Consider the following 13279-nt stretch of genomic DNA (forward strand, 5'->3'; position numbering starts at 1 on the left):
ATTTATGGCGCAGATCTTTTCGATTATCTTTATTATTAACCGAACAGATGGTAAACCTTGGCTGCATTCTGCGCGTTGCGCACTTGAGCCATTTCATCGGCAACCGCTTGACGCTCACCGGTGGCAACGTCGATCAATTGACGATAAACCCCCAGTAACTCCTCCAGATTGCTGCGAAGTTCCGGCTCGTTCTGGGCGCCCTCGCTGATCACATCATCAACACAGGCACGACAGGCCAGATCAAGTTTGACGATCGCCTCCCAGTCGCGCTCGGCCAGTGCATCTACCAGCGCCTCACGGGTTTCTTCGATACGCTTGAGCGCAGCACTCATGACTCTCTCCTCAGACCGCTGGCGGCGCCTGGTCCGCAATGGCATCCCAGCCTTCCTTGACGGTGGTCAACAGGCTGCTGACTTCATCAAGGATGCGCGGGTCGCTTTTGATATTGGCTTCAGCCAGGCGCTGCATCATGTAAACGTACAGGTTATCGACACGGGCCAGGGTCGCTGCCTGGTTTTCCATGTCCAGACCTTCACGCAGGCCACCGACAATGCCAATGGCCTTGCCGATCAGGACGCCCTTGGTAGGAATGTCCTTGCGCTGGATGGCGCCCTTGGCCTGGGCGATACGGTCAAGACCCGCCTCCATCAGCATCTGCACCAGACGGTGCGGACTGGCTTCCGAGGTCTGGGCATGATTGTTAACTTTCTGGTATTGCCGAAGGGCTAACATCGGGTTCATGTTCTACCTCATTAAACTGCAAAAATTCATGTAACCACTGTGTCGCATAACCAGTGTATCGACGCAACACAAGAAAACTTTAGCCCGTCTCATAAAGCCAAAAACCCGGCACGCGATGGGCGCTGCCGGGTTTTTGTTTGCCGCCAGACAGAGAAAGCTTAGCTTGCGCTCTGCTGTGCGTTCAACGACGAGAAGAACGAGGTGATGCTGGTGTTGGTGGCTTTCAACTGCCCCACTACCAGGTCCATCGCGTTGTACTTGGCCGTCAGACTGGCAGTCAGGTTAGTGGTCAGCAGGTCCAGAGAGAGCTTCTGCTTGTCCACATCATCCTGCTGCTTGTTCAGCTGGGTGGTACGTGTATCGAGGATACCGCCGGTCTGGGTATACGGCGTGAGAACCGCCGTCATACGCTTGGACAGACCCGCGGTAGTGTCACTGAACAACTGCTGGATCTGACCACCCAGGTTCTTGCTCATCGCTGCTGTGAACTTGGTAGCATCAATGCTCAAGGTGCCATCACCCTGGGCCGTGTTGACGCCCAGTTGCGACAATACCGAAAGCGCGCTGCCAGGACCCGGGCTGACCAACTGCTGACGCAGATCGGACAACAGGTTGCGAGGCATCGAATCGCCGGTATAAGCCGCGGCAACGGTCAGCTGACCAGTGGTCGGATCAGTCGTCGCCGTGGTCAGACTGTTGATGGTCTTGACCAGCGCGTTGTAGGAGTCGACAAACGACTGCAATGAAGTTTGCAGGCCGCTGGTGTTGCTGGCAACGGTAATCGTCGAATCAGCGCCGCTAAAAGTGCTGACGCCAGTATCCTTATCAGTAGTCTGCGTTCCCGCTGACAACAAATTGAACGACAAGCCACCAATCGCTTTATCGATGGTGTTGCTTTTGCTGGTGATGGGCAGGCCATCGACGGTCAGCGAGGCATCGGTCGCAGCCGCACCAATAATGCCGGCGCTGGTGGGAGAGGTCGGATCAAGCGTGCTCCCCGCCGCAATCGTGAAACCGGCGATATCACTGGAAGTAGTGATATCCGAGCCAGCGCCCGTAATCGGGTTGCCGGTCTTAACGTCAACGCCACTGAATACCAGGCGAGAACCGTTGGAATCGGTCACCACGTTGGCACTGATGCCACTGGTGTTGGACTTGGCGTTGATCTGGTCGCGCACCGACTGCAGGGTCGCGTCCGCGCCAATGGTAAAGCTGGTGGAAGTGCCATTTTGAGTGACAGTGAGATTGCCACTCGGAATAGCACTCGTCGCCCCGCCGGAGAAAGCAGCAGTGCCGACTTTGGAAGCGGTGGCCAGCGAGTTAACGTGGATCTTGAACGTACCGGCAACTGCAGTGTTGCTGGCAGTCGCAGTCAGCGTACTGGTATTGCTCGACGTCGCCGCATAGGCGTTGAACGCACCCTTGGTGACATCACCCAGATTGGTCAATGACGTCTGGAAAGTGGTCAGCGCGCTTTTCAGCGTCGCAGCCGCAGAAATCTTGGTGCTGATGTCCGTGGTGGTTTTGCTGATCTGATCGGTCTTGGCCTGGGTCTGAGCAGTCACCAACACCTTGACGATGCTGCCGATATCAAGACCTGAACCTAAACCGGTAGTAGACGTAATTGGGCTTGCCATGTGGATCTCCTTTCAGTTTTCGTCGATCTTTTGACAACAGCAATGATCAAAAGATACCAGGTGCATCTTTCACGCCAGTTTCAGGCCTTGGCTTCAAATAACAGACTGTGCGCATTTTGCAGACTGTCTGCGATTTTCAGTGCTTCAGCCGATGGAAGCTGTCGAACCACCTCACCGGTGTCGCTGGCAATGACCTTGACGACTACCTTTCCGGAGTCCTCATCAATCGAAAACTCGAGATTGCGCTGGATCGATTTGACGAACTTGTCGATTTCCTGCACCGCGGCCTTCAATTTTTCTGCGCTTTGCTGCGCTTCTTTCTTGGAGTCATTACTTGCCGACGAATCCGAAGACGACTTGGCAACAGGTGCCGGAGCCGATACCGCAGCGGATGCGACTTGAGGTGTCGCGACCGGCTGTTCTGTTGTTGCTGGAACCGGTTTTACGACTGGGTAAGACAAGTTCAGATTGGTACTCATGTCCATATCCACTACCTCGCAAAGTAAAAAAGCAGGAGAGCATGCAAGCACACTCCCCCGCTAAAACTCATTCCGAAATTACTGAAGCAGTTTCAGTACAGCGGAAGGCAGTTGGTTAGCTTGGGCCAGGACGGAAGTCGAAGCCTGTTGCAGAGTTTGCTGTTTGGTCAGGTTAGCAGTTTCCGCTGCGAAGTCGGTGTCTTGGATACGGCCCAGTGCAGCAGTGGCGTTCTCGTTGACGTTTTGCAGGTTGGAAATGGTGCTGGTCAGACGGTTTTGCGAAGCACCCAGGTTTGCGCGAGTGGCGTTGATCGCTGCCAGAGCGGCGTCAATTGCGGTGATCGCGTTGTCGATGTTGGTGCTTGCAGTGGCGCTGGTACCGGTGATCGAAACGGAGCTCGAAGCAACCGACAGGCTGGCGGCGTCGAATTTGCTGCTCAGAACCAGGTCAATGTGGTTAGCCGAACCGGTGTTCGAACCAACTTGCAGAGTCATGGTACCGGCCGAACCGTCCAGCAGGTTTTTGCCGTTGAGGTTGGTCGAAGCCGAGATACGAGTCAATTCGTCAGACATTTGACCGAATTCAGCGTTCAGAGCGGTACGGTCTGCAGTGCCGTTAGTGTCGTTTCGCGACTGAACTGCCAGTTCACGCATACGTTGCAGAATGTTGGTCGATTCTTGCAGAGCGCCTTCAGCGGTCTGAGCCATCGAGATACCGTCGTTGGCGTTTTTGATGGCTACTGTCTGGCCGCGGATCTGAGCGGTTTCACGAGTAGCGATCTGCAGGCCGGCTGCGTCGTCTTTTGCGCTGTTGATTTTCAGACCGGAAGACAGACGGGTCATGGAGGTCGACAGTGCGTCGGATGCTTTGCCCAGGTTTTTCTGAACGGCCAGGGAAGCAACGTTAGTGTTTACGCCTAAAGACATGATGAATTCCTCATTGGTTGGGTGCTGCGGCTATCCGGCCCTGGCAACCGCCGGGTTGGCCTAGAGAACCTTCGTAATAGTTATCGTCGGGAGTGCGGGGACCTTGAGGGCTTTTTTCAAAAATTTTGCCATCACCGCGACATCCCGACATTTGTCGGCGTCGCCATCGCCCGTTCTCCTTTACTTTTCAACCAGTTGGCAGCCTGTGCCGGTTGAATGCCAATGAGGTTTTGTAGGAGCCGCCGAAGGCTGCGAACGAAGGTTGCGGGGTAAACCGCCATCGCAGCCTTCGGCAGCTCCTACAGTAAATCATCGAAAGCGCAGACCGAGGCTAGTGTTCCTATATAAAAGCCTCGGTCGCGCCTTCTATCTATTGCAGCAGCTTCAACACCGCCGCCGGCAACTGATTGGCCTGGGCCAGCACCGCCGTCGACGCTTGTTGCAGGGTTTGCTGCTTGGTCAGTTCTGCTGTTTCGGCAGCGAAGTCGACATCCTGAATACGTCCCAGAGCCGCTCCGGCATTTTCGTTCATGTTCTGCAGGTTCGAAATGGTGCTGGAGAGGCGGTTAGTAACGGCTCCCAGTTCGGCCCGGCTCGCGTTGATCTGCGTGATCGCCGCATCAAGAGCGGTGAGAGCATTATCGATGTTGGCGTGAGCATCAGCGTTGGTCGCGCCACTAAGCGAAGCGAGGGTGCTGGCAATACCCAAGCTAGTTGCATCGAATTGCTTGTCCAGGGTCAAGGAGACGCGATTGACTTCCCCGACGTTGGCGCCCACCTGAAACTCCATGATCCCGGCCGAGCCATCCAGCAGATTCTTGCCCCCGAGATTGGTATAACCGGCGATTCGGGTCAGCTCATCGCTCTTCTGCGCGAAATCCTGATTAAGTGAAAGGCGTTGCTCCTCCCCGTTATCGTCGTTGCGGGCCTGCAGAGCCAGACCACGCATGTGCTGGACAATTTCGCTGACCTGCCTGAGCGCGCCTTCTGCTGTGTTCGCCATCGATATAGCGTTATTGGCGTTTCTGATTGCGATACTTTGCCCACGCACCTGACTATCCATCCGCGTGGCAATCTGCATTCCCGCCGCATCATCCTTCGCGCTATTGATGCGTAATCCGGAAGATAAGCGAGCCATGGAAGTCGACAGCGCATCGCTGGCGCGATTCAAGTTCTTTTGTACCGTCAAAGAAGCAATATTGGTATTAACAGTCATAGCCATTGGAAAGTCCCTCGTTATGGAAACGGCTGGCTTTCAAAACAGGGCGAAGTCCATTTCACCCGAAAGCCTACAGTCCATTTATCGACTTTCTTTTCAATGACTTAACGGAAAAAATTCACATAATCCGCACATTACACAATCGCCACCACGACAAGTGCAGGGTATAAAAACACCTTCTCCTTTTGATTTAAAAAGGCTTTTTCAACACTGTATTTTTTTCAAAAAAAATGGCCGGAAAAATTAATTCCCGACCACTTATTTAACTTTCCTACAGCCACTTTGTAGGAGTTTTCCAAAAGTAAATACGGAAAACGCTCTATTTATCCCCGCAAACACTCCACCCATTCATATTCCATATAATCCGCCAACGCCAGCCAGTCCTGCCGCTGCTGACACTCCAGCATCCGCTCCAGCAGTTGCGTCCCGTACTCCCGTTCGGCAGCCGGGCGCTCAGCCAACATTGGCATGGCACGCTCAAAAAGCTCGACCATTTCCAGCGCCGCTTCGATATCCCGGCCCAGGCGAAATAGCTGGGCGCATTGCTGAGCAGCGGTAATGAGGGAAGGCAGGTCAGTCATACCGGGGTCCATTCAGGGTCGAAGCCAGTGCCTGCGATCAGCGCGCCGTCGCGGCTGGTGTTGAAGAATTCCACTTCCGGGTGCAGGGCGATATAGCGCTCGAGTTCGATCAGGTAGCTGCGGAAATTCAACTGGGTGCGTACACGCTTTCCGCTTCCGTCCAGCAGCCAGTGACGGGACTCGTGCAACTTGGGCCCCAGGGTGCCGTCGCCCCAGCCGGTATGAGTCTTGTCGTTGGGGAAAGCGAAATCCGCGCCGAACAGGGTGACGCGCCCCGCGCCCATGCGCACCGCCAGATCGATGGCCGGATGGATCACGCTGCCACCCACGTAGAGCTGGCCCTTGGGCACTTGCTCACGAACACTTTGGTACAGCGGGCTGTATGAATAACCGGCATACCGGGGGCCTTTCCAGGCGCCCAGCAGCGTCGCGTCGATCCGCGGCATATACACCAGTGAGACATGCTGCGAATCATATACGGGAAGATGCCAGTGGGTGATCCGGTGATCGATGCTGACGACGATATCCGGTGCGATGCCGCTGTTTAGCAAGGGCACATAGGCCGTATCGACGCAGATGAACAGCGGTCGCTCAGCCAATCCACGGGTCTCGAGCAGACGTGGCAGATGCTGGGCCAGACTCGGCCCCGTGGCGATCACGAAGACCTCCCTGCCCGGCTGACTGCCAAACAGGTCGGCGACATCGGCATCCTGGCGCAGCAAATCCATACCCTGGGCCAATTGCTCAAGGATCTGCGGATCTTCGCCAGAGAAATCGCGATTGGTAAACGTCAGGTGAATCTCGCTGATCAGTCGATCACGAATCCGCGCATTGAAATCGTCGGCCAGGACCAGTTCGGCAGGCAGGGCGAAGAAAGGCAGGCTGATTTCCCGGTGGTCACCCGCGTAAGACAACTCGACCCGGGGGTCGCTCAGCCAGTCGTCTTGCTCAAGCAATTGCAGCACGAGGGTGAAAACCGCGCCATTGAGCACATAGACATGCAAGCGCTGCAGCGTGGCTGAAGACAGGGCTATGCGTTGCAGATCACCCAGGCCGCAGCCGTACAGGTGCAGCAGCGGGCTGTCGGGCGGCAGGCTGTCGGCCTGCAACTGCGCTTCCTTGATGCGGTCATGGCGGCTGGTCAGCTGGATGCCATTAATGCTCAGGGTCGAGCCTTGGCCGTTGACCAATTGCGCGTCCAGCACGTCCGGGTCTTCGGCCAGCAGACGCTGCAACAGGTCTGGCCAGCGTTGTCCCAGTACGGCGATATTGCGCTGAAAAATCTCACTCATAGACACACTCAAAGCAAAACGGCGACATCAATGTCGCCGTTTCAGATCGTTCAGGATCACTGACGATAAATGATTGCCGACCCCCAAGACAATCCAACACCGAAGCCACTGAGGGCAACGCGCTTCCAGCTGCCGTTGTCCAGGTGCTTTTCCAGTAGCAGTGGAATGCTCGACGAGACGGTATTGCCGGTCTCGAGCATGTCCTTGACGAACTTCTCCGGCTCACCCTCGAAGCGCCGTGCCACGGCATCGACAATCGCCGCACTGCCCTGGTGGATGCAGAACGCATCGATATCGGCGCTTTGCAGCCCCGAGTCGTCGAGCAGTTCGTGCAGATGCGCCGGGACCTTGATCAGGGCGAAGTTGAACACCTGGCGGCCGTTCATGAAGAACACGCCGTCATTGACCTTCAGGTGCGGCGCACCGGAACCGTCGGTGCCGAACTTGGCCTTGCCCAGTTGCCAGACGGCGTCTTCGCCCATCCAGGTGGCGGTGGCTGCATCACCGAAAAGCATAGTGGTGTTGCGGTCTTCCGGGTCGACGATTTTCGAATACGGGTCAGCCGTGACCAGCAGGCCATTTTTCAACCCTGCCGCTTCCATGAAGCCCTTGATCGCATACAGCCCGTAGACGTAACCGGAGCAACCCAGAGAAATATCGAACGCCGCAACGTGAGTCGGCAGGCCCAGTTTGTCCTGGACGATGGCCGAGGTATGCGGCAGTCCGTCTTCGTCACCGTTCTGGGTGATGACGATCAGTGCATCGATGGATTCGCGCTTGAGTTGCGGATTGGCGGCGAACAAGGCGTTAACCGCCTCGACGCACAAATCGGAAGTTTCCTGGGCTTGATCCTTGCGCGGCAGAAAAGCTGAGCCGATCTTGCCAAGAATGAATTCATCATCCTTGCCGAATTTGGCGCCCTGCGCGTAGTTGTCAATGCCGGCCGTGGGCACATAACTCGCTATGCTTTTTATGCCAATCATCATGGCTTCCCAATATAAAAAATCTTGAATATCACCGCTCTGAGATTGAGAGGCATTGCGAATCAGATGGCTGCGGGACTGCCGGAATGACTTCAAAACGTCATGAATTCAGCCAAGCGTCGACCTCGCCCGCGAGCACGATACAGTGAAGATGCCCTTCGTGACTCATAGGTCACTAAGTTTTATACGCTTTTCACGAATCGGCTGACAATGGTAGGAGGCCAGATCCTACGCAAAGGTGATGGATGACCTTCACTGGCTACACAAACACTCTAAGGGCTGTGAGCAACTGTGGGAGCGAATTCATTCGCGAACAGGCCAGTACAGTCGATGGAGATGTAGCGCTTTCAAGATCCTTCGCGAATGAATTCGCTCCCACAGACGCCTGGAAAAAAAACGTCGCGATTGCAAATTTTCTACTCGACGACATCCCAACCCAACGCCGTCCCCCGCTTGATGGCCTGCCGTGCCGCACGTCCGATAACCGCATCGATATGCTTGGGCGCCAGCCCCAGGCCAGGGCGAATGGCGCGGACATTATCCTTGCTGAACACCTCGCCCTCGGCCATATCCCGCACCACATAGAGAGAGCGCCGGTATTGCAGGGAGTTGCGCTCGGCTTGCGTGGCGCCGTATTGCACATGCCCCAGGCCCTGCCAGGCGCGCTCGGTTTCCATGACCAGACTGGCCATTTCCGCAGGTTCCAGAGAGAAGCTGGCATCGACGCCGCCATCGGCACGATCAAGGGTGAAGTGCTTTTCAATGACCGTGGCGCCCATGGCCACCGCTGCCACCGAGACGCCCACGCCCATGGTGTGATCCGACAGCCCGACCTCGCAGCCAAACAGTTCGCGCAAATGGGGAATGGTGCGGATATGACTGTTCTGTGGCGTCGCCGGGTAGGTGCTGGTGCATTTGAGCAACACCAGATCGGTACAGCCCGCCGCCCGCGCCGCACGCACGCTTTCGTCGAGTTCGGCGATGCTGGCCATGCCGGTGGAGATGATCATCGGCTTGCCGGTGGCGGCCACGCGCCGGATCAAGGGCAGGTCGGTGTTTTCAAAACTGGCGATCTTGTAGGCGGGCACATCGAGGCTCTCGAGAAAGTCGACGGCGCTTTCATCGAAAGGCGTGGAGAACGCCAGCATCCCCAGCTCCTTCGCCCGGGCAAAGATCGGTGCATGCCATTCCCACGGCGTATGGGCCTTTTCATACAGCGCATAGAGCGACGAACCGGCCCACAGGTTGTTCGGGTCCTTGATGAAGAACTCGCCCTCGTCGATATCCAGGGTCATGGTGTCGGCGGTGTAGGTCTGCAGCTTCAAGGCGTGGGCGCCGGCCTTGGCAGCCGCTTCGACGATGCGCAGCGCCTGATCCAGAGACTGGTTGTGATTGCCGCTCATTTCCGCGATGACGAAAGGCGGCGCGTCAGGACCGATCAAACGTGAACCTATCTTGAAACTGCTCATTGCGCTGTACTCGTTGAAGATTCAGGGGCGCGCCAGCAGGGCTTCGGCGACGCGTTGGGCGCCACGGCCATCGACCAGTTGCCGGGACTGGCGGGCAAAGCTGTGGCGCAACCAGGGATTATCCACCAACAGGCCGATGGCTTGCTGGAAGCGTTCGACACTGACCTGCTGGCTGGTGCCCAAATACAAGTGCATGCCCGCCTCGGCCAAAAGCTCGGCATTACGCTGCTGATTGGCGGCCACGGCGACACAGATGGTCGGCAGGCCGAAGGCGGCGCGCTCCCAGGTAGTGCCACCACCAGCACCGATAAACAGGTCGGCCTCGGCCATCAGCGGGGCAAAATCGCTGACGTGGGTTTGCAGGCGCCAGTTGGAGCGACCTTCGGCCAACGCCTGCATGGTGGCCCAGGCCGGGTTGCCGAGCCCGGCGATGAAATCCACCTCCAGGCGCGGAAAATTTGTCATCGCCTTCATGGCTTCGTAGGTCTGGCCGACGGCATCGAAGCCGCCGAAATTAACAATAACCCTTCGTACGCTGGGCTTGATTGCCACCGGCTCGCACTGGAAAGCCTCGCGCATCAGCGCGTAGTGCGGGCCGAGCAAGGTACGGCAGCGCTTGTCGATCCAGGGCGCATAGGCCTGGGCGGTGCCGGAAAAATTCTGGTCCAGCAGCAGATCCACGGCATGACGGCGGTTCGCCAGGTCATCAATGGCCATCAACCTGGGTGCAAAACGCCGGGCCAGGGTTTGCCAATGGGCATCCAGGGCATAGTGATCGACGATCAGCCAGTCGAAGGCCGCTTCGGCAGCCAGTGCCGTCGCCATGGCGTCGATATCGGCCTGCCATGGCAGCAAGCTCTCGATATCGGCCTCGAGTGCTTCATCGGGATAATGCCCCGGCAGGCCATAAGCGCTAAAACCCTGTTCCCGCAGCCGCTCAAGCAGATGCCCCGGCAGTTCCCGACAGGCGAACACCACCTCGGCGCCCTGGCTGCGCAAGGTATTGGCCAGGGTCAGGCAGCGGGTGATATGGCCGCTGCCGATCGCCAGTGAGGCGTCCGCCCGGACCAGTGCTCTCATCCGTGCAACTCGCCGCTGGCCAACAGGGCCGCGTACATGTATTCGGCGCGCAGCCAGTCTTCCTCAGTGTCGATGTCCTGCACCAGATGCCGGGGCAGGATGATCGGCACGCCCAGGGGCGAAAACACCGGGTCGCCACGCAGCCACGCAGCGCTGCGCCCCCAGTAGAACTGCCCGGCATCCTGATAGGCCTGCGGCAGGTCCTGGGAGCGTACGGCACTGAACTCGGGATACATCGGCTCGACGCCACCGGAAGGTTCCAGCACCAACGCCCGCTGCACCGGGAAGGCAAAGGTGCACACCGAGAAGGCAAAGGACTTGTCGAGGGCGCCCTCGATCGCTTGCAAACCCTGGCGCAGATAGCGCGGGCGCAACAGCGGCGCCGTAGCGTAGAGACAACAGGCGAAGTCGAAGGTCATGCCTTGCTCGGCCAACGCCTGTACGGCATGGCGAATCACCGGGCTGGTGCCGGTATGGTGGTCGGATAGCTCGGCGGGACGGATGAACGGCACATCGGCGCCATGGGCCAGAGCGACTTCGGCTATCTCCGGATCATCGGTACTGACCACAATCCGCTCAAATACGCCGCTGTCCAGAGCCGCGCGGATCGACCAGACGATCATCGGCGCGCCGTTGAAGCTTTTGAGATTCTTGCGCGGTATGCGCTGGCTGCCCCCACGGGCAGGAATGATCGCGACGGCGCTCATGGTTACCTCACTGACTGTTGCAACTGCCTGACGACGGTGTCTTGTTCGGCTTCGCTCATTGCCGGATAAAGCGGCAGGGTCAGCGCTTGCCCGTAATAGCGCTCGGCCTCGGGAAAGTCGCCGGGAGCAAAACCCAGGGCGCGATAATACGGCTGCAGATGCACAGGAATGTAATGCAGGTTTACCCCAATGCCAGTTTCTCGCAGTGCTTCGAACACTTCGCGATGGCTTTTGCCGATGCGTTCGGTCTGCAAACGCACCACGTACAAGTGCCAGGCCGACTCGGCGTCCGTCTGGGCCGCAGGCAATTGCAGGGGCAGCCCGGCGAGCAGGCGGTGATAACGTGCCGCCAGTTCGCGACGACGCTCGACAAAAGCGTCAAGCTTGCCGAGCTGGGACAGCCCCAGCGCGGCCTGCATGTCGGTCATGCGGTAATTGAAACCCAACTCGACCTGTTGGTAGTACCACGGCCCATGACTGGCTTCGTCCATCTGCGCCGGGTCGCGGGTCATGCCGTGGCTGCGCAGGCGCCGCAGGCGCTCGGCCAGTTCGGGACGATTGGTCAGGACCATGCCGCCTTCGCCGGTGGTGATGATCTTCACCGGGTGAAAACTGAATACCGTCATCGCCGCATACTCGCCACTGCCCACCGGACGCCCGGCATAGCGGGCACCCACGGCGTGGGAAGCGTCTTCGATGACGATAAACCCGTAGCGCTCGGCCAGGGCGGCGATGGCGCGCATGTCGCAGCTCTGGCCGCTGAAGGCCACCGGGATCAGTACCTTGGGCAGACGCCCCTGCTGCTCGGCCTGTTCGAGCTTGCGCGCCAGAGCCTGGACATCAAGGTTCCAGGTCAGCGGATCAATATCGACGAAATCGACACTGGCCCCGCAAAAGCGCGCGCAGTTGGCCGACGCAAGAAAGGTATTAGGGCTGGTCCACAGCCAGTCACCCGGCCCCAGATCGGCCGCCAGACAAGCGATGTGCAGCGCCGCCGTGGCATTGCATACCGCCACGCCATAAGCCGCTTCGCAATACCCGGCCACCGCTGCTTCAAAACGTTCGAGGGTCGGCCCCTGGGTCAGCCAGTCCGATTCGAGCACCTGCACAACGGCGTCGATATCCGCCTGATCCAGGCTCTGCCGACCATACGGAATCATGGCTTGATATCAGCGTGCAGGGCGGCGATCTGCTCGACCGTGAGGAAATGCGGATTGGTGTCGGAACGGTACTCGAACTCGTCCGCCACCGCCCTGCCCTGCTCGCCCAGCCCGTCGAGGCTGAAATCAGCGTCGACGTTATTGAAGCGGATCGACGGCACGATGGTGTAGTGATCGGCGAACTCCAGGGTCATCCGTGCATCGTCCAGCGGCACCATCAGCTCATGCAGCTTCTCGCCGGGACGGATGCCGACCAGCTTGTGCGGCAGGTCGGCGGCCATGGCCTGGGCCAGGTCGACGATACGAATGGACGGGATCTTGGGCACGAACACTTCACCGCCCTGCATCCGCGCAAAGCTCTTCATGACAAAGTCCACGCCGTGTTCCAGGGTGATCCAGAAGCGGGTCATGCGCACATCGGTAATCGGCAGCTCGCTGGCGCCTTGAGCAATCAGCTTGTTGAAAAACGGCACGATGGAGCCCCGCGAGCCCGCGACGTTGCCGTAGCGCACCACAGCAAAACGGGTGGCCTGATCACCGGCAATATTGTTGGCGGCGACAAACAGCTTGTCGGACAGCAGCTTGGTCGCGCCATACAAATTGATCGGGCTGGCGGCCTTGTCGGTGGACAAGGCAATCACGCCCTTGACGCCATTGGCGATGGCGGCGGCAATGATGTTCTCCGCGCCATTGACGTTGGTGCGGATGAACTCCGTGGGGTTGTACTCCGCCGCCGGCACATGCTTGAGCGCCGCGGCATGGACCACGTAGTCGATGCCGCGCATACCCTGATGCAGACGCTCGGCATCGCGCACGTCGCCCAGGAAGAAACGCATGCAGGGTTCATTGAATTCCTGCTGCATCTCGTACTGTTTAAGCTCGTCCCGGGAAAACACCACGACCCGCTTGGGCTGGTAGCGCTCAAGCAGGATACGGATGAATTTGCGCCCGAACGAACCGGTGCCGCCTGAAATGAAAATCGATTTGCCGTTGAACATCCCTTG

The 13279-nt window shown here is 58.2% G+C and carries 13 protein-coding genes and 1 pseudogene; all 14 read right to left on the minus strand.

What is annotated here, in order from left to right:
- Positions 1 to 35 precede the first annotated feature (35 nt).
- The 14 genes and pseudogenes from fliT to pseB all read right to left on the minus strand — a co-directional run bounded on the left by fliT (position 36) and on the right by pseB (position 13273).
- Entirely contained in the window at positions 36 to 332 is a 297-nt protein-coding gene (gene fliT, locus M2401_RS20250) for a flagellar protein FliT (RefSeq protein ID WP_259105463.1), read from the minus strand.
- Between the two features lie 10 nt (positions 333 to 342).
- Positions 343 to 741, minus strand: coding sequence for a flagellar export chaperone FliS (gene fliS, locus M2401_RS20255; RefSeq protein ID WP_259105465.1), 399 nt, complete (start codon positions 739 to 741; stop codon positions 343 to 345).
- A 158-nt stretch (positions 742 to 899) separates the two neighbouring features.
- Positions 900 to 2378 (minus strand): flagellar filament capping protein FliD, encoded by a 1479-nt coding sequence (gene fliD, locus M2401_RS20260; RefSeq protein ID WP_259105466.1) that lies wholly within the window; start codon positions 2376 to 2378, stop codon positions 900 to 902.
- A gap of 80 nt (positions 2379 to 2458) precedes the next feature.
- The gene (locus M2401_RS20265; protein ID WP_259105468.1) at positions 2459 to 2863 is read right to left on the minus strand and encodes a flagellar protein FlaG; all 405 of its coding nucleotides are present in this window, start codon (positions 2861 to 2863) and stop codon (positions 2459 to 2461) included.
- Between the two features lie 72 nt (positions 2864 to 2935).
- Positions 2936 to 3784 (minus strand): flagellin domain-containing protein, encoded by an 849-nt coding sequence (locus tag M2401_RS20270; RefSeq protein WP_259105470.1) that lies wholly within the window; start codon positions 3782 to 3784, stop codon positions 2936 to 2938.
- 370 nt (positions 3785 to 4154) lie between these two features.
- On the minus strand, positions 4155 to 5006 hold the full coding sequence (locus M2401_RS20275; protein WP_259105473.1) for a flagellin domain-containing protein: 852 nt from the start codon (positions 5004 to 5006) through the stop codon (positions 4155 to 4157).
- Between the two features lie 320 nt (positions 5007 to 5326).
- Positions 5327 to 5584, minus strand: a complete 258-nt coding sequence (locus M2401_RS20280) for a hypothetical protein (protein ID WP_259105474.1) — start codon at positions 5582 to 5584, stop codon at positions 5327 to 5329.
- The gene (locus tag M2401_RS20285; RefSeq protein ID WP_259105476.1) at positions 5581 to 6876 is read right to left on the minus strand and encodes a motility associated factor glycosyltransferase family protein; all 1296 of its coding nucleotides are present in this window, start codon (positions 6874 to 6876) and stop codon (positions 5581 to 5583) included. Before M2401_RS20285 ends, M2401_RS20280 begins: the two co-directional genes overlap by 4 nt.
- Before the next feature lie 56 nt (positions 6877 to 6932).
- Entirely contained in the window at positions 6933 to 7859 is a 927-nt protein-coding gene (locus M2401_RS20290) for a ketoacyl-ACP synthase III (RefSeq protein WP_259105477.1), read from the minus strand.
- Between the two features lie 416 nt (positions 7860 to 8275).
- Entirely contained in the window at positions 8276 to 9328 is a 1053-nt protein-coding gene (gene pseI, locus M2401_RS20295) for a pseudaminic acid synthase (RefSeq protein ID WP_259105479.1), read from the minus strand.
- 36 nt (positions 9329 to 9364) lie between these two features.
- A pseudogene (gene pseG / locus M2401_RS20300) lies at positions 9365 to 10408 on the minus strand (UDP-2,4-diacetamido-2,4,6-trideoxy-beta-L-altropyranose hydrolase); the annotation flags it as partial.
- A complete protein-coding gene (gene pseF, locus M2401_RS20305; RefSeq protein WP_259105482.1) occupies positions 10405 to 11115 on the minus strand; it encodes a pseudaminic acid cytidylyltransferase in 711 nt (236 codons plus the stop codon). The pseudogene pseG and the gene pseF, both read right to left, overlap by 4 nt.
- A 2-nt stretch (positions 11116 to 11117) precedes the next feature.
- Positions 11118 to 12275 carry a UDP-4-amino-4,6-dideoxy-N-acetyl-beta-L-altrosamine transaminase gene (gene pseC / locus M2401_RS20310; RefSeq protein ID WP_259105484.1) on the minus strand — a complete coding sequence of 386 codons (1158 nt, stop codon included), beginning with the start codon at positions 12273 to 12275 and terminating at the stop codon, positions 11118 to 11120.
- The gene (gene pseB, locus M2401_RS20315; RefSeq protein WP_259105486.1) at positions 12272 to 13273 is read right to left on the minus strand and encodes a UDP-N-acetylglucosamine 4,6-dehydratase (inverting); all 1002 of its coding nucleotides are present in this window, start codon (positions 13271 to 13273) and stop codon (positions 12272 to 12274) included. Before pseB ends, pseC begins: the two co-directional genes overlap by 4 nt.
- Between the last annotated feature and the right edge of the window lie 6 nt (positions 13274 to 13279).

The sequence above is a fragment of the Pseudomonas sp. JUb42 genome, from assembly GCF_024807945.1.
In the GTDB taxonomy this organism is placed as follows: domain Bacteria; phylum Pseudomonadota; class Gammaproteobacteria; order Pseudomonadales; family Pseudomonadaceae; genus Aquipseudomonas.